The organism is Symbiopectobacterium sp. RP, assembly GCF_050472005.1.
In the GTDB taxonomy this organism is placed as follows: Bacteria; Pseudomonadota; Gammaproteobacteria; order Enterobacterales; family Enterobacteriaceae; genus Symbiopectobacterium.
The window spans coordinates 490279-505952 of sequence record NZ_JBGOGS010000001.1 but is presented as its reverse complement, the minus strand read 5'-3'; the positions used below and the strand labels follow the sequence as shown (position 1 = coordinate 505952).

At 48.5% G+C, this 15674-nt stretch carries 12 protein-coding genes and 9 pseudogenes; 10 read left to right on the top strand and 11 right to left on the bottom strand.

Annotated features, from left to right (window positions below; genetic code table 11):
- Positions 1–26: 26 nt before the first annotated feature.
- The 3 genes and pseudogenes from ACD630_RS03235 to ACD630_RS03225 all read right to left on the bottom strand — a co-directional run bounded on the left by ACD630_RS03235 (position 27) and on the right by ACD630_RS03225 (position 1925).
- On the bottom strand, positions 27–281 hold the full coding sequence (locus ACD630_RS03235) for a YfgG family protein (RefSeq protein WP_430358104.1): 255 nt from the start codon (positions 279–281) through the stop codon (positions 27–29).
- Between the two features lie 197 nt (positions 282–478).
- Positions 479–718 (bottom strand): annotated as a pseudogene (locus ACD630_RS03230) (transposase); the annotation flags it as partial.
- Between the two features lie 283 nt (positions 719–1001).
- Positions 1002–1925, bottom strand: a pseudogene (locus ACD630_RS03225) (IS5 family transposase).
- A 455-nt stretch (positions 1926–2380) separates the two neighbouring features.
- Here ACD630_RS03225 and dpaA point away from each other — a divergent pair.
- Entirely contained in the window at positions 2381–3103 is a 723-nt protein-coding gene (dpaA, locus tag ACD630_RS03220; RefSeq protein ID WP_430358103.1) for a peptidoglycan meso-diaminopimelic acid protein amidase, read from the top strand.
- Here the strand turns inward: dpaA and ACD630_RS03215 are convergent.
- The 4 genes from ACD630_RS03215 to ACD630_RS03200 form a co-directional block, all read right to left on the bottom strand.
- Positions 3074–3838: a class II glutamine amidotransferase gene (locus tag ACD630_RS03215; protein ID WP_430358102.1), complete on the bottom strand. Its 765-nt coding sequence runs from the start codon at positions 3836–3838 to the stop codon at positions 3074–3076. The two genes, dpaA and ACD630_RS03215, sit on opposite strands and share 30 nt — an antisense overlap.
- Positions 3839–3876: 38 nt before the next feature.
- Positions 3877–4461 (bottom strand): D-sedoheptulose 7-phosphate isomerase, encoded by a 585-nt coding sequence (gene lpcA, locus ACD630_RS03210; RefSeq protein WP_430358101.1) that lies wholly within the window; start codon positions 4459–4461, stop codon positions 3877–3879.
- Between the two features lie 226 nt (positions 4462–4687).
- A complete protein-coding gene (locus ACD630_RS03205; protein WP_430358100.1) occupies positions 4688–5515 on the bottom strand; it encodes an IS630 family transposase in 828 nt (275 codons plus the stop codon).
- Positions 5516–5597: 82 nt separating this feature from the next.
- Positions 5598–5729, bottom strand: a complete 132-nt coding sequence (locus ACD630_RS03200) for an IS630 transposase-related protein (RefSeq protein ID WP_430358099.1) — start codon at positions 5727–5729, stop codon at positions 5598–5600.
- Between the two features lie 34 nt (positions 5730–5763).
- On the opposite strand from ACD630_RS03200, the pseudogene ACD630_RS03195 reads away from it, so the two are divergent.
- Positions 5764–5982, top strand: a pseudogene (locus tag ACD630_RS03195) (transposase); the annotation flags it as partial.
- A gap of 158 nt (positions 5983–6140) precedes the next feature.
- Positions 6141–6863, top strand: coding sequence for an RNA polymerase sigma factor FliA (locus tag ACD630_RS03190; RefSeq protein WP_430358098.1), 723 nt, complete (start codon positions 6141–6143; stop codon positions 6861–6863).
- Positions 6864–6902: 39 nt separating this feature from the next.
- Here the strand turns inward: ACD630_RS03190 and ACD630_RS03185 are convergent.
- A pseudogene (locus tag ACD630_RS03185) lies at positions 6903–7733 on the bottom strand (IS256 family transposase); the annotation flags it as partial.
- Between the two features lie 32 nt (positions 7734–7765).
- On the opposite strand from ACD630_RS03185, the gene ACD630_RS03180 reads away from it, so the two are divergent.
- A complete protein-coding gene (locus ACD630_RS03180; RefSeq protein WP_430358097.1) occupies positions 7766–8236 on the top strand; it encodes an IS630 transposase-related protein in 471 nt (156 codons plus the stop codon).
- Positions 8119–8589, top strand: coding sequence for an IS630 family transposase (locus ACD630_RS03175; RefSeq protein ID WP_430358096.1), 471 nt, complete (start codon positions 8119–8121; stop codon positions 8587–8589). The genes ACD630_RS03180 and ACD630_RS03175 overlap by 118 nt, the downstream gene beginning before the upstream one ends.
- Before the next feature lie 21 nt (positions 8590–8610).
- On the opposite strand, the pseudogene ACD630_RS03170 reads toward ACD630_RS03175, so the two are convergent.
- Positions 8611–8826: pseudogene (locus tag ACD630_RS03170) on the bottom strand (transposase); the annotation flags it as partial.
- An 88-nt stretch (positions 8827–8914) separates the two neighbouring features.
- On the opposite strand from ACD630_RS03170, the pseudogene ACD630_RS03165 reads away from it, so the two are divergent.
- Positions 8915–9676, top strand: a pseudogene (locus ACD630_RS03165) (IS5 family transposase); the annotation flags it as partial.
- On the opposite strand, the gene ACD630_RS03160 reads toward ACD630_RS03165, so the two are convergent.
- Complete coding sequence (locus tag ACD630_RS03160; RefSeq protein WP_430358095.1) at positions 9644–10414, bottom strand: IS630 family transposase; 771 nt, start codon at positions 10412–10414, stop codon at positions 9644–9646. The pseudogene ACD630_RS03165 and the gene ACD630_RS03160 sit on opposite strands and share 33 nt — an antisense overlap.
- Positions 10415–10426: 12 nt before the next feature.
- Here ACD630_RS03160 and ACD630_RS03155 point away from each other — a divergent pair.
- The 3 genes and pseudogenes from ACD630_RS03155 to hemH all read left to right on the top strand — a co-directional run.
- Positions 10427–10843 (top strand): annotated as a pseudogene (locus ACD630_RS03155) (IS256 family transposase); the annotation flags it as partial.
- An 88-nt stretch (positions 10844–10931) separates the two neighbouring features.
- Positions 10932–11813: pseudogene (locus tag ACD630_RS03150) on the top strand (IS256 family transposase); the annotation flags it as partial.
- Between the two features lie 340 nt (positions 11814–12153).
- On the top strand, positions 12154–13116 hold the full coding sequence (gene hemH, locus ACD630_RS03145) for a ferrochelatase (protein WP_430358094.1): 963 nt from the start codon (positions 12154–12156) through the stop codon (positions 13114–13116).
- Between the two features lie 52 nt (positions 13117–13168).
- Here hemH and ybaL read toward each other — a convergent pair whose 3' ends face one another.
- Positions 13169–14857, bottom strand: coding sequence for a YbaL family putative K(+) efflux transporter (gene ybaL / locus ACD630_RS03140; protein ID WP_430359869.1), 1689 nt, complete (start codon positions 14855–14857; stop codon positions 13169–13171).
- A 544-nt stretch (positions 14858–15401) separates the two neighbouring features.
- Between ybaL and ushA the strand changes: the two are divergent.
- Positions 15402–15657, top strand: a pseudogene (ushA, locus tag ACD630_RS03135) (bifunctional UDP-sugar hydrolase/5'-nucleotidase); the annotation flags it as partial.
- Positions 15658–15674: the final 17 nt, after the last annotated feature.

The following is a 15674-nucleotide window of genomic DNA, read 5'->3' as shown; positions in this document are numbered from 1 at the left end:
CGATACTTTTTATTAACGTGCGAGCGCTACTCTTTTTTAACGAAGGAAAGCGTGGGGTTGACCGGCGATGATTTCAGCGTTTGTTCGATACGTTGCTGTTTATCTTGATGATGGAAAAAAGCACTAACGGAGGAGTAAGCAAAACGGCCTACGAGGATAAAGAAACTGATCAGGAGAATCGCTTGCGCAATTCGCGAACCGCTTCGTCTCTCGCGGGACGATTGTCGCTTATTGGACTGGGTTGACAGGGTGGTTCGTCGCTTGTGTATCAGGGTAGCCATTATTATCACTCTCGTATCTGCGCTTATGCGCTGTTTCTATTTATTCATAATTGATGAAGTTGGTCAATCCTTCGACTTATTGTTGTGATCCTGATGGATTTCGCCGATCGCGGAGTGGTGAATATTTGGGGTTTCTGTGCCATACATAATAAATCGGCGCAACGCTGGTCATTGATACCAACACTAGGCTGTGTCCCTTAATTGCGTAACCGGCGGTAAAACAAGCGGATGCAGCCCAGTTTCACCATTGCTAGATAGTTTCTTGCCATTTTTTCATAACGTGTGGCGATTCGTCGATATTCCTTTAAACGGCCAAAACACCTTTCCACAACGTTGCGACGACGATAAGCATCACGATCAAGTTGCTAGCGTCCATCTGAAGCCAGTTTTTCATTTGATTTTCGGGGAATAACCGTTTTTATCCCTCTTTTTTCAACTCGTTATAGCAAAGCGACTTAATTTTGATTACACCATATGGACTGAGAACAAAATCTCTGTATAGCCAACCGACTTAAAAATGATTACAGCCAATGCCCTGATATGTGGCAAAAAAATATAGCTAATTGTTATCAAAATAATGTCGCTTGGCTATATCGCAACCACTCTCTCTTTTTTTGCTTGTGCCCATTTATGCTCAATTGGGTTAAGATCTGGCGAATATGTAGGGCTTTGTTGAATAAATCAGAACTTGTAACGACTGCGCCCCATACGGGTCGATTGTTACGTGATGCGAATACTGTTCGGCATTCCTAATAGCGTGATCAGGTTAAGCGCTTTGACCATGGCCATGGCTTCACCCACCTGACCATCGTAGTCTCTCAGACTTAGATGACCACCCAGAAGCCTTTTGAACCGGAACATGGCCGTTTCAGCCACTGAGCGCCGGTGATAGCCCACTTTCTTTTTCCAGATATCGTTACTACCGCTAATGCGCTGATTTGCAACAGCGTGGTTACGCTCGTGGTAGCGATCTTGCCAATATTGCGCCCCCCTTCGTGGCGGGATAAGCGGCCTTATTTTCTTCCTCAGCAGAGCATCATAGCAGTAAACTGTATCCTAAGCGCCGTCAGCCGATGCCTCTCTGATTTTCCGGTGGGTCTGGTTTATCAGCGCCGGTAGAGCTTGGGCATCAGTCGTACCACTGAGCGACAAATCCGCACAGATAATCTCATGCGTCACACTGTCTACTGCAAGGTGCAGCTTACGCCATACCCTGCGTCTGTCGGCACCATGCTGCCGGACTTTCCATTCGCCTTCGCCAAAGACCTTCAGGCCGGTTCCATCAATGACCAGATGTGAGATTTCACCACGGGTTGGCGTTTTTATGCTGATGTTCACTGTCTTTGCTCGCTTGCTGAGCAGCGAATAGTCTGGACAATGGAGTGACAATTTAATCAGTTTAAAAATCGAGTCACCAAAGCCCTGTAAAGCCCTCAATGAAAGGCCAAACACGCGTTTCATCATCAGGACTGTGGTGATGGTCATATCTGAGTAGTGGAGCGGTCGTCCACGCCGTTCAGTAGTGTTTTTTTCCGTCCATGCAGCAATGGCTGATTCATCTAGCCATACGGTTAGAGAACCGCGCTGCTTGAGGGCCTTGTTATAAGAGGGCCAGTTGGTGATTTTAAAATTTTGTTTTGCCATGGAGACCTGATTTTGAAACAACTGTGTTGATCTGCTAGGCTTTGTTGAATAATAGTGAGTCATGCTGTTTTTCCAGCCAGTTTTGGTAGAAAATGCTTGTCACCTCAGGTTTACAGTTTTCTTATGAGGCCTAACTGCATGATTTTGCGTTGCGAGGATCTGTCGTTTCACCGGAGGTGCAGCATAAAATATGTTTATTCAACAAAGCCGACCTGCTCCGATGATTACCCAAAAGTTCTATTTATTCAACAAAGCCTGTTTTTTCCTGTCAATACGCTTGAAGAAACGCAGAGAAAAAGCAGTGTCACCGTTTTCTTAACGTAAAAATGCCGTTTTGCTGCTTTTCTCGCTTGATAAAAATAAACGCAATGATAATGTGGCTGCGCCTGCTTCACAAAAGATGAGCAGGGCAGCGGCTTTCGTTTGTCACACAGCTTTTACCATCAGGATTAATAATGCAAAAAATCGCGCTGTCTATTGCGATGTTGTTTTTTTTGCCATCCGTCGTTGTTACCAGTGTCGCCAGTAAACCGGCTCCCATAGCAAAAGAATTAAAACAACAATTATTAGGTTCACCGATCTATATTCAGATCTTCAAAGAAGAGCAGATACTGGAACTGTACGCCAAGGTAGGAAATGAATATCGCCTGCTGGAGCACTACCCCATCTGCAAATATTCCGGCGGATTAGGGTCCAAGCGTGTCGAGGGCGATCTGAAAAGCCCGGAAGGTTTCTATCAGGTTGATCTGCGGCAGTTAAAACTTGACAGCCATTACTACAAAGCGATCAACATTGGTTTTCCTAATGAATACGATCGGGCGCAGGGCTATTCCGGGCGCTATTTGATGATTCACGGTGAATGTGTCTCTGTTGGCTGTTATGCCATGACCAACAACTATATCGACGAAATTTACCGTTATGCTGAAGCGGCATTACGTAATGGACAAACCAAAATTGATTTGGCGATATATCCTTTCCGTATGACGGAAACCAACATGCAGCGCCACCGTAATTCCACGTATAACAGTTTCTGGCGCCAACTTCAGCCGGGTTATGCATATTTCAACCAGAATTATCAGCCACCGTTAATCACGGTAAATAACGGACAGTATGTGGTTAATCCATCCGTTATCAGCAGTGAAAAACCATCACGCTATGCGTTCACCCAAACAAAATAGTACGAACTCACTTGGCATAATTTGATGCCAGGTTTCATTCCCCGTCAGCGGCTGCGTCGCCAACACAGTGACGACATCGTTGGGCGTCGTTTGCTGCTGAAAATCGATTTCCACATCCTGATCCAATAACGTTGCCTTACCAAAAGGCGCACGCCGCGTGATCCAGTACAGCTTGGTGGAGCAGTATCCCATCACAAAACGTCCGTCAGAGAGCAGCATGTTGAACACGCCTTTACTTCTCAGCACATCGGCTTGCGATGCGATAAAGCGGAACACCGCAGGCCAACTGGCGGGCGAGCGTGGGTAACGCTGCGCCAGCTGATTGAGCAGCCAGCAGAAGGCGTACTCGCTGTCCGTTTGTCCCACGGGGCGGAAATGGCCGGTTTTCAGCCCGCGATACCCCTTCAACTGACCGTTATGGGCGAACGTCCAGTTACGCCCCCAGAGCTCGCGGGTAAAGGGGTGGGTATTTTCCAGCGTGACCGCGCCGCGATTCGCCTGACGAATGTGCGACACCACCGCGCAGGATGTGATCGGATATTCCTGCACCAAGCGGGCAATAGGAGAGTTGAAACTCGGCAACGGATCTTTGAACGTGCGACAGCCATTGCCTTCATAAAAGGTAATGCCCCATCCATCTTTGTGTGGCCCGGTGCCGCTGCGCTGTATAAGCCCGGTAAAACTGAAACAAATATCCGTCGGAACGTTTGCGCTCATCCCAAGCAGTTCACACATGTCCCCTCCTACCCCCTACTGCTAGCAATTTGGCGATATTACTGCCCTTTTGCCATTTCTTTTTCGACTAACTGAATCAGGATATGAATCGCTTTTATGTGCACTTCCTGAATACGGTCAGCGTAACCAAAGTGCGGTACGCGAATTTCGACATTCGCCGTGCCCGCCATTTTGCCGCCATCTTTACCCGTCAGGGTGATGACCTTCATTCCTTTGGCGCGAGCGGCATCAATGGCTTTGATGATATTACCGGAATTACCCGAAGTAGAAATCCCGAGCAGTACATCCCCTTCACACCCCAACGACTCTACGTAGCGAGAAAACACGAAATCGTAGCCAAAATCATTGCTCACGCAGGAGAGATGGCTGGGATCGGAAATAGCAATCGCCGGGTAACCAGGGCGGTTCTCACGATAACGACCGGTCAATTCTTCGGCAAAATGCATCGCATCGCAATGTGAACCGCCATTGCCGCAGGAAATCACTTTGCCACCCGCCTTGAACGCATCAGCCAGCAACACTGCAGCATTCAGGATCGACTGAATGTTCGCGTCGTCACTCAGAAAAGCGTCCAGCGTAGCCGCAGCCTCTTTCAGTTCACTACGGATTAAGTCCTGATACATAGGATCCTCTCGTTTTGTTCGGTAACAGGCGATAACTCTGCATCGCACAGGAGGTGCGCGCAGAGGGAATGCTGGCAGTGTAACGGATCGTGGAAACCGCGAGAAGTACGCTATGCCGCAATCAAGACAATTGCTGATGTTTATCACTACCGGGGTAAAAACACACCAGTTTGTGAGTTAAGTTATAATTGCGTTGTAAATAAATTGATAAAAAAGACGCGATGCACTATACACTATAGCCAAGCGACTTAATTTTGATTACACTATATGGACTGAGAACAAAATCTCTGTATAGCCAAGCGACATTATTTTGATAACAATTAGCTGTATTTTTTTGCCACATATCAGGGCATTGACTGTAATCATTTTTAAGTCGGTTGGCTATATCGTAACCACTCTCTCTTTTTTTGCTTTTTGCTTGTGCCCATTTATGCTCAATTGGGCTAAGGTCTGGCGAATATGTAGGCAAATACTCCACCATATACCCTGCATCGATGATGACTTGTTGAATATTATGTTTTTTGTGAAAAGTTGCATTGTCCATCACGATTACCCTGTTTTTAGGGAGTACTAGGATAAGGACTTGTGTGACCCAGGAATAGAAAACATCGCTGTTAATATTGATATCAAATAATCTGATAGCAAACAGCGTTGTGCCTAATAACGCGCCGATAACATTTGTTCTTCCCTTGGCTCCCCCGTTCTTCAGCCCAAAACACCGTTGACCTTTTGGGGAATAGCCGTGAGTCCGTGGGGTATCATCTGGAAAACCACTTTCATCAATAAAAACAATAGGTTTACCTTCTTTTTCATACTGTTGTATTTTTTGTTGAAATGCTTGCCGGGCGCTTCCGTCGGCTTTCGGATGACGTAGCGTTTTTTTATAGGTCAATCCCAGCTTTTTAAGAGCTTGCCAAATGGCCTTCTGACAAACGCCAAAACGCTCTGCACGTTCTTTTTGGTAAGCATCTGGATATGGTTCAACATCTTTTATCAACTCGGATTTATCGCTCTTTCGCTGACGCGTGGTCGATGCTTTTGACTCTATAGCCAAGCGACATTATTTTGATAACAATTGGCTGTATTTTTTTGCCACATATCAGGGCATTGGCTGTAATCATTTTTAAGTCGGTTGGCTATATTTGATTAATCCAACGCGATACAGAGGCAGGGCCAATCCGAAATTGCTTCGCTGTTTCTCGGATATTCAACCCTTCTTCTTCCCGTGTAGATATCACTTTACGTCTAAAATCAATTGAATAGCTCATTTAAATAATGTAATCAAAATTAAGTCGTTTAGCTATAATCTACACGACGAACGCTATAGAATCACTGAACAGCGTGCTCCAGCATGCAATCAAGAAACGCAAGGTATTCCCGACTGATGACTCGGTGAAGAAAGTCGTATGGCTGGCAATCCAGGCGGCATTACAGAAATGGACGATGCCCTTACAGGACTGGCGTATGGCAATGAGTCGCTTTATTATCGAGTTCGGTGACCGCCTTGACGGTCACTTCTGAGGAAAGGCATTTACACAAAATCTTAAACAGGCTCTGTCGATATTGTCACATACCCCAAATAGCCCCCTATTTACATCCCTATTCGCAGCATTGGACACTCTACGCAAACGCATAATAGTATAGTGTCGATAACACTATCATCGTAGGTATTTGCCACTGTGAGCGATCTGTATACCGCCGAAGGCACAATGGATAAGAATTCCCTCTGGCAGCGCTATGTTCCATTAGTGCGCCATGAAGCCTTGCGTTTACAGGTTCGCCTTCCCGCGAGCGTTGAGCTGGACGATCTGCTGCAAGCAGGAGGCATTGGCCTGCTGAGTGCCGTTGAACGCTTCGACTCTTTGCAGGGAACCGCCTTTACCACCTACGCCGTGCAGCGCATCCGAGGTGCGATGTTGGATGAGTTGCGCAGCCGGGATTGGGTGCCGCGCACTGTGCGGCGTAATGCGCGGGAAGTGGCACAGGCGATGCAGCAGGCGGAACAGCAACTTGGCCGCGCGCCCACGGAGCAAGAAGTGGCGCAGTCGTTAAACATCACGCTGGAAGATTATCGTCAGATATTGCTGGATACCAATAATAGCCAGCTGTTCTCTTACGATGAATGGCGTGAAGAACACGGCGACAGTGCTGAGGCGCTTCTTGAAGGCAATGAAGAAGCGAATCCGCTCCATCAGCTGATGGAAGGCAGTTTACGCCATAGCGTGATGGACGCTATCGAGAATTTACCAGAGCGTGAGAAATTGGTTTTGACGCTCTATTACCAGGAAGAACTCAACCTGAAAGAAATTGGGGCCGTTCTTGATGTTGGTGAATCTCGTGTCAGTCAGCTGCATAGCCAAGCGATAAAGCGACTGCGCGCGAAGCTTATGCAGGAACAGTAACCACTGAGCCTGTTTAAGATTTTGTGTAAATGCCTTTCCTCAGAAGTGACCGTCAAGGCGGTCACCGAACTCGATAATAAAGCGACTCATTGCCATACGCCAGTCCTGTAAGGGCATCGTCCATTTCTGTGATGCCGCCTGGATTGCCAGCCATACGACTTTCTTCACCGAGTCATCAGTCGGGAATACCTTGCGTTTCTTGATTGCATGCTGGAGCACGCTGTTCAGTGATTCTATAGCGTTCGTCGTGTAGATTACCTTGCGAAGTTCCTGCGGGTACGAGAAGAATGTCGACAGGTTGGCCCAGTTTGACTGCCAGCTCCGGCTTATCTGCGGATAGCGGTGATCCCATGTCCCACCGAACGTCTCCAGCGCCTGAAGCGCGGCCTCTTCGGTTGGAGCCTGATACACTGCTTTGAGGTCGCGTGTTACCGCCTTATAGTCCTTCCAGGCAACGAAGCGCAGACTGTTGCGCACCATGTGCACGATGCACAACTGGATGCGGGCTTCCGGGTAGACCGTGTTGATGGCATCCGGGAACCCTTTCAGGCCGTCCACACAGGCAATGAGGACGTCGGTCAGGCCACAGTTTTTCAGTTCTGTCAGCACGTTCAGCCAGAACTTTGCGCCTTCATTTTCGGCCAGCCACATCCCCAGTAGCTCTTTCTGGCCTTCGATATTGATACCCAGCGCCAGGAACACAGACTTATTGATAACGCGGCTGTCCTGCCAGACTTTCAGAACGATACAGTCAAGGTAAACAATGGGATAAACCGCATTCAGGGGGCGATTTTGCCATTCAACAACCTGCTCCATAACGGCATCGGTGACCTTCGATACCAAGGCGGGTGAGACATCCGCGTCATATAGCTAAACGACTTAATTTTGATTACATTATTTAAATGAGCTATTCAATTGATTTTAGACGTAAAGTGATATCTACACGGGAAGAAGAAGGGTTGAGTATCCGAGAAACAGCGAAGCAATTTCGGATTGGCCCTGCCTCTGTATCGCGTTGGATTAATCAAATAGCGTCAAAAGCATCGACCACGCCTCAGCGAAAGATCGATAAATCCGAGTTGATAAAAGATGTTGAACCATATCCAGATGCTTACCAAAAAGAACGTGCAGAGCGTTTTGGCGTTTGTCAGAAGGTCATTTGGCAAGCTCTTAAAAAGCTGGGATTGACCTATAAAAAAAAACTCTATGTCATCCGAAAGCCGATGAAAGCGCCCGGCAAGTATTTCAACAAAAAATGCAACAGTATGAAAAAGAAGGTAAGCCTATTGTTTTTATTGATGAAAGTGGTTTTCCACACGATACCCCACGGACTCACGGCTATTCCCCAAAAGGTCAACGGTGTTTTGGCCTGAAGAACGGGGGAGCCAAGGGAAGAACAAATGTTATCGGCGCTTTATTAGGCACAACGCTGTTTGCTATCGGATTATTTGATATCAATATTAACAGCGATGTTTTCTATTCCTGGGTCACACAAGTCCTTATCCCAGTACTCCCTAAAAACAGGGTAATCGTGATGGACAATGCAACTTTTCACAAAAAACATAATATTCAACAAGTCATCATCGATGCAGGGTATATGGTGGAGTATTTGCCTACATATTCGCCAGATTTTAACCCCATTGAGCATAAATGGGCACAAGCAAAAAGCAAAAAAAGAGAGAGTGGTTGCGATACAGAGATTTTGTTCTCAGTCCATATGGTGTAATCAAAATTAAGTCGCTTGGCTATACAGCTCTTTGAACTCAGCGGCAATTTCGCGGGTGGTCATCCCTTTGGCATACAACGATAAAATCTGGTTATCCATCCCGGTGAGCCGGGTCTGGTTCTTCTTCACCAGTTGCGGTTCAAAGGAAGCATCACGATCACGTGGTGTACGCAGTTCCAGCGGACCATCGCCGGAGGTAACAGTCTTTGTGGAGTAGCCATTGCGCGTGTTATAGCCAACCGACTTAAAAATGATTACAGCCAATGCCCTGATATGTGGCAAAAAAATACAGCTAATTGTTATCAAAATAATGTCGCTTGGCTATATGGCCATCACCACAGTCCTGATGATGAAACGCGTGTTTGGCCTTTCATTGAGGGCTTTACAGGGCTTTGGTGACTCGATTTTTAAACTGATTAAATTGTCGCTGCATTGTCCAGACTATTCGCTGCTCAGCAAGCGAGCAAAGACAGTGAACATCAGCATAAAAACGCCAACCCCTAGTGAAATCTCACATCTGGTCATTGATGGAACCGGCCTGAAGGTCTTTGGCGAAGGAGAATGGAAAGTCCGGCAGCATGGTGCCGACAGACGCAGGGTATGGCGTAAGTTGCACCTGGCAGTAGACAGTGTGACGCATGAGATTATCTGTGCGGATTTGTCGCTCAGTGGTACTGATGCCCAAGCTCTACCGGCGCTGATAAACCAGACCCACCGGAAAATCAGAGAGGCATCGGCTGACGGCGCTTAGGATACAGTTTACTGCTATGATGCTCTGGTGAGGAAGAAAATAAGGCCGCTTATCCTGCCACGAAGGGGGGCGCAATATTGGCAAGATCGCTACCACGAGCGTAACCACGCTGTTGCAAATCAGCGCATTAGCGGTAGTAACGCTATCTGGAAAAAGAAAGTGGGCTATCACCGGCGCTCAGTGGCTGAAACGGCCATGTTCCGGTTCAAAAGGCTTCTGGGTGGTCATCTAAGTCTGAGAGACTACGATGCTCAGGTGGGTGAAGCCATGGTCATGGTCAAAGCGCTTAACCTGATCACGCTATTAGGAATGCCGAACAGTATTCGCATCACGTAACAATCGACCCGTATGGGGCACAGTCGTTACAAGTTCTGATTTATTCAACAAAGCCTCAATTGGGTTAAGATCTGGCGAATATGTAGGCAAATACTCCACCATATACCCTGCATCGATGATGACTTGTTGAATATTATGTTTTTTGTGAAAAGTTGCATTGTCCATCACGATTACCCTGTTTTTAGGGAGTACTGGGATAAGGACTTGTGTGACCCAGGAATAGAAAACATCGCTGTTAATATTGATATCAAATAATCCGATAGCAAACAGCGTTGTGCCTAATAAAGCGCCGATAACATTTGTTCTTCCCTTGGCTCCCCCGTTCTTCAGGCCAAAACACCGTTGACCTTTTGGGGAATAGCCGTGAGTCCGTGGGGTATCGTGTGGAAAACCACTTTCATCAATAAAAACAATAGGTTTACCTTCTTTTTCATACTGTTGTATTTTTTGTTGAAATGCTTGCCGGGCGCTTTCGTCGGCTTTCGGATGACGTAGCGTTTTTTTATAGGTCAATCCCAGCTTTTTAAGAGCTTGCCAAATGGCCTTCTGACAAACGCCAAAACGCTCTGCACGTTCTTTTTGGTAAGCATCTGGATATGGTTCAACATCTTTTATCAACTCGGATTTATCGCTCTTTCGCTGACGCGTGGTCGATGCTTTTGACGCTATTTGATTAATCCAACGCGATACAGAGGCAGGGCCAATCCGAAATTGCTTCGCTGTTTCTCGGATACTCAACCCTTCTTCTTCCTCATTGCCTGTGTGGACGGTCTGAAAGGGTTCCCGGATGCCATTAACACGATCTACCCGGAAGCCCGCATCCAGTTGTGCATCGTGCACATGGTGCGCAACAGTCTGCGCTTCGTTGCCTGGAAGGACTATAAGGCGGTAACACGCGACCTCAAAGCAGTGTATCAGGCTCCAGCCGAAGAGGCCGCGCTTCAGGCGCTGGAGACGTTCGGTGGGACATGGGATCACCGCTATTCGCAGATAAGCCGGAGCTGGCAGTCAAACTGGGCCAACCTGTCGACATTCTTCTCGTACCCGCAGGAACTTCGCAAGGTAATCTACACGACGAACGCTATAGAATCACTGAACAGCGTGCTCCGGCATGCAATCAAGAAACGCAAGGTATTCCCGACTGATGACTCGGTGAAGAAGGTCGTATAGCCAAGCGACATTATTTTGATAACAATTAGCTGTATTTTTTGCCACATATCAGGGCATTGGCTGTGATCATTTTTAAGTCGGTTGGCTATATGCCAAAGGGATGACCACCCGCGAAATTGCCGCTGCGTTCAAAGAGCTGTATGACGCGGATGTCTCACCCGCCCTGGTATCGAAGGTCACCGATGCCGTTATGGAGCAGGTTGTTGAATGGCAAAATCGCCCCCTGCATGCGGTTTATCCCATTGTTTACCTTGACTGTATCGTTCTGAAAGTCCGGCAGGACAGCCGCGTTATCAATAAGTCTGTGTTCCTGGCGCTGGGTATCAATATCGAAGGCCAGAAAGAGCTACTGGGGATGTGGCTGGCCGAAAATGAAGGCGCAAAGTTCTGGATGAACGTGCTGACAGAACTGAAAAACCGTGCCCTGACCGACATCCTCATTGGCTGTGTGGACGGCCTGAAAGGGTTCCCGGATGCCATCAACACGGTCTACCCGGAAGCCCGCATCCAGTTGTGCATCGTGCACATGGTGCGCAACAGTCTGCGCTTCGTTGCCTGGAAGGAGTATAAGGCGGTAACACGCGACCTCAAAGCAGTGTATCAGGCTCCAACCGAAGAGGCCACGCTTCAGGCGCTGGAGGCGTTCGGTGGGACATGGGATCACCGCTATCCGCAGATAAGCCGGAGCTGGCAGTCAAACTGGGCCAACCTGTCGACATTCTTCTCGTACCCGCAGGAACTTCGCAAGGTAATCTACACGACGAACGCTATAGAATCACTGAACAGCGTGCTCCGGCATGCAATCAAGAAACGCAAGGTGTTCCCGACTGATGACTCGGTGAAGAAGGTCGTATGGCTGGCAATCCAGACGGCATCACAGAAATGGACGATGCCCTTACAGGACTGGCGTATGGCAATGAGTCGCTTTATTATCGAGTTAGGTGACCGCCTTGACGGTCACTTCTGAGGAAAGGCATTTACACAAAATCTTAAACAGGCTCTTCAATTACAGTTTTCACTGACTCAATTATTGTCATTGTTCTTTATGCATCCTTGGCCGAACATGAAACCCTGTTTTTCAATACCTTATTTGCAGCTTAACAAACTCTACATGGCACTTCTACCTGAAAGAAAACCCGGCCGATACGCCTGTGCTCACCCATGGCGCTATCTATCCTTTCGATGGCAAGTATCGGTAATAACATCGTTTTTCCTATCCCGTCCGGGCAACATTTTCGCTACACTCAGCGCTGGTAACGATAACCGCTGCTAGGTGTACGACAGGCAGCATTTTATGAGGGCAGACGATGAGTCAACAAAAATTGGGCGTGCTGATGGTGAATCTGGGGACGCCCGAAGCCCCGACGCCGCAGGCGGTGAAACGCTATCTGGCACATTTTCTTAGTGATAAACGCGTCGTAGATACGCCGCGCTGGCTCTGGTGGCCGCTGTTGAATGGCGTGATCCTGCCTTTTCGTTCTCCCCGTGTCGCCAAACTCTATCAGTCTATCTGGACGGTTGACGGTTCTCCGCTGTTGGCATTCAGTCGACGTCAGGAATGTGCGCTCTCCGCCCGTTTAGGCGACGATATTCCGGTGGCGCTTGGCATGAGCTATGGTTCGCCGAGCTTGCTGTCGGCGCTGGATAGCCTGTTGTCGCAAGGTGTCACTCAACTGGTTGTGCTGCCGCTTTATCCGCAATACTCCTGCTCTACCACCGGTGCAGTATGGAATGGGCTGGCCGATGCACTGCGCACGCGCCGCCAGGTGCCCGGTATCCGTTTTATCCGCGACTATGCGACGCACCCGGTCTATATTGATGCGCTAAAGCAGCGTGTGGAAGCGTCATTTGCGCTGCACGGCGTGCCAGACCGCTTAGTTATATCGTTCCATGGCATTCCGGTGCGTTATGCTACGGAAGGGGATGACTATCCTCTGCGCTGTCAGGCGACGGCACAGTCGCTGATCGCTGCATTGGGGCTGGCACCGGAACAGGCGCAAATGACATTCCAATCACGTTTTGGCCGTGAACCTTGGCTCACCCCTTACACGGATGAAACATTAAAGGGATTACCTGCGCAGGGGATCAAACGCATTCAGGTTATTTGCCCTGGGTTTGCAGCCGATTGTCTGGAAACGTTGGAAGAAATTCAGGAGCAGAACCGGGAGATTTTCCTGCATGCTGGCTGTGAACAGTTTGCTTATATTCCGGCGTTAAATGATGATGCGCGGCACATTGATTTGTTTGAAGCGCTGGTGCGTGACGAGTAGTTAAAACAGTACAGATAAAAGAGCGCAGCGGAGTTACCGCTGCGCATCGGTATCAAATCGGGCACTCTTTTAGTTCTTCTGCTTTTACCTGCTCAAGCTGTAGCAGGGTAATCATGCTGTTGGCGATTTCACGTTCACCCATCACCACCTGATTGGCACCGTGTTCGGTGATATAGCTGACTTCATCGTCATAATGTGCGCGCGCAATGATCTCCAGATCCGGGCGTTTTTCACGCGCTGCCGCAACGATTTCTCCTGCCTCATAGCCGTTAGGAATGCTCAGCAGCAGCCAGCGGGCGCAATCCAACTGAGCCAACTCCATGATTTCCACTTTAGTGGCGTTTCCCAGTACGGCCTTGATGCCTTGCTCGCGCAGAGCATCCACCCGCGCACGCGAATTCTCGATGACCACAATAGGAATGCCTTCCTGATGCAGTTTGGCACCGATCAGGCTGCCAACACGGCCATAACCGACCAATAGGGCGTGATTAGACATATCAACCGGAATTTGCTTCTCTTCTTCGATGGCTTCTTCCACGATCTGCTCATCAATGGTCTCTGTTTTCTCCAGATAGCGCTCCAGCAGAGTAAAAAGCAGCGGGTTGATCATAATCGACAGAATCGCCCCTGCCAGCTCCAGATTGCGCCCTTGCTCAGACAAGAGACCGAGCACAACACCCAGGCCCGCCAAGATAAAGGCGAACTCACCAATTTGCGCTAGGCTGGTCGAGATAGTCAGTGCGGTACGTTTGGAGTGGCCGAACAGACGTACCAGTACAAAAGCGGCCGCTGATTTACCGAACACGATAATGGCCAATGTAATGATGACGGCCATCGGTTCGTTCACCAGAATCATCGGATCGAACAGCATGCCCACCGAAACAAAAAACAGTACGGCGAAGGCGTCACGCAGTGGCAGTGTATCGTGGGCAGCGCGTTGACTGAGTTCTGATTCGTTCAGCACCACACCCGCAAAGAAGGCACCCAGTGCGAATGAAACATCAAACAGCTTCACGGCACCGAAAGCGATGCCGAGAGCCATCGCCAATACGGCGAGGGTGAACAGTTCCCGTGAGCCGGTAGCGGCGCTTTTTGCCAACACCCAAGGCACTAGGCGACGGCCCACCACAATCATCAGCGTGATAAAAGCAACCACTTTGCCGATGGTCCAAGCCATGTCACGAATCAGCTTACCGGTATCAGCATGCTCAGCGCCTATCATGTCACGGAACGCGGGCAGCAATACCAGCGTCAACACCATCGCCAAATCTTCTACGATCAACCAGCCAATGGCGATTTGTCCGCGCTGGCTGTCAATCAGTTGCCGTTCTTCTAATGCGCGCAGCAGCACTACGGTACTGGCAGTGGATAAGCACAGCCCAAACACCAAGCCGCTTGCCAGACTCCAGCCGAGCAGGGTGGAAAGGCCCATCCCCAGCAGCGTGGCAACGGCGATTTGTGCAATGGCACCGGGAATAGCGATGGATTTCACCGCCATGAGATCTTTAAGAGAGAAATGCAGGCCGACACCAAACATCAGCAGAATAACCCCAAGTTCAGCCAATTCAGGTGCTAACGCGGTATCCGCGACAAAACCTGGGGTAAACGGCCCCACCAGAACCCCTGCGACCAGATAGCCGACTAAAGGGGATATGCGTAGTCGATTGGCCAGAATCCCCAGCAAGAACGCGAGGAGCAGCCCTACGGCAATAGTGGATATTAGTGGTGTGGTTGCATGCATCTCGACTCCTTTTACCATTGTTGAAAAACGTTCATGAGCAGACTTCTTGAACAAATTCTATTTCATTTGAAGAAATCCTGCTTGGGAAAATGAGGGTATTCTAGTAAAAATCTTAGTTTACTCATCGAATCTAAGTCTAACATAGATTTCATGATGCTTTCGTCAGATAAGCATTGATAAACCAAAGTTATTGCTATCATGAAGATACTTTCTCATGTCTGTTATGCCGCATTTTCATCCTGTGTGCTGAGAGGAACCGGTTTCTCTGTGTTAAAAACCTTAGAATAGCGGGGGTAAATGACATAAATACAACAGAATCAAATGAACTGACCATTTTCATCAGCTTTCTCTAGTGATTCATGCGCACAACGCAGGTTTTTCTTGTGATACAGGTCACAGGGTGCAAATGAAATCGAGCGTTGAGTAAAAGTGCGCTATTCTGGAGGGGTATCTCAATCTGCGCGTACCTGACTAAGACTAGGACGGGCAGAGGGCTGCTATCGCATTATTTTAACAAGGGTTGTTTATTTAACGGAGAGTTTCCATGCGTTTTGCAACGAAAGCATTAGGACGTGCTATTGCGATGTCGCTGGTTTTTACCTCGGCAGGGGCGTTGGCGTGGGAAAAAGATAAAACCTATGACATCACCATCCTCCACACCAACGATCACCACGGCCATTTCTGGCATAACAAATACGGCGAATATGGGTTGGCAGCGCAAAAAAACGCTGGTGGATCAGATTCGTCAGGAGGTGGCCGCTAAAGGCGGCAGTGTGCTGCTGCTGTTCGGCGGGGATATAGCCAAGCGACTTAATTT